The organism is Xanthomonas sp. LMG 12460 (assembly GCF_009192895.1).
Classification (GTDB): Bacteria; Pseudomonadota; Gammaproteobacteria; order Xanthomonadales; family Xanthomonadaceae; genus Xanthomonas_A; species Xanthomonas_A sontii.
In genome coordinates this window covers 1-909 of the sequence record NZ_NKUH01000072.1, presented here as the reverse complement: position 1 = coordinate 909, position 909 = coordinate 1, and the positions used below count along the sequence as shown (strand labels likewise).

1 protein-coding gene is annotated in these 909 nt (G+C 61.9%); it reads right to left on the bottom strand.

Annotated elements, in window-relative coordinates:
* Positions 1–28: 28 nt before the first annotated feature.
* A protein-coding gene (locus CEK66_RS14500) for an IS5 family transposase (protein WP_255424704.1) occupies positions 29–801 on the bottom strand; the annotation gives its coding sequence in 2 pieces (ribosomal slippage) (positions 29–459 and positions 459–801; 774 coding nt in all).
* Positions 802–909: the final 108 nt, after the last annotated feature.

The window sequence follows — 909 nt, the reverse complement described above, 5'->3', positions numbered from 1 at the left end:
GACGCGCAGGACTAGGCTGTATCGACATTCATTTCAGCCACATTGGGATAGAGGCCAGATACAGGAAAGCCAAGAAATGAGTTGGCTTGCGATCAAAGCGCGTGGCGATACGGCGGAACTGTTTGAGCTTGGCGAAGCAACGTTCGATGCGATTGCGTAACCGGTAGCGTGCTTTGTCGTAGCGGCGCGGCCGCTGGCAACTGCGTGGAGGGATCACCGCCTTGGCGCCTCGTGACCTAATCAACGCCACCAGTTCCCGACTGTCATAACCCTTGTCGGCCAGCACATATTTCGGCTTGAACCCGGCCAACAAGGCGCGCGCTTGCGTGATGTCGTTACGCTGCCCACCTGTCAGCACGACCCGCACCGGCCGGCCCTGGCTGTCCACGGCCAAGTGGATCTTTGTGCTCAGGCCTCCTCGGGAGCGCCCCAGAGCCGAGTCCGAAGCCCCCCTTTTCCGGTCGCCGCTTGTGCATGCGCCCGGACGATGCTGCTATCGATCATCAGGTACTCGTTGTCTCGAGCCCGAGTCAGGCTCTGGAAAATCCGCTCCCAGACGCCCTTGGCGGCCCAACGGGTAAAGCGTTTGTGCACGCTTTTGTAGGCCCCGTAGCGCGCCGGCAGATCACTCCAGCGTGCGCCGGAGCGCAACACCCACAGCACGCCATTGACGAAAGCCCGGTTGTCCGCTGCTGTGCGGCCCGGGTCACTGGCTTTGCCTGGAAGCAAGTCTTCGATCCGCTCCCATTGGCTCTGGGTCAATTCATAGCGGCTGGGCCGCGACGTGATGGTCTTCGACATCCCCAAAAAATACCGCTGAATGTCGATACAGCCTAGGACGCCACCACCGCCCGGCGCGGCCAGGACCAGCGCAGATTGACCGCCAGCGTCCCCAGCACGATCAGCGCC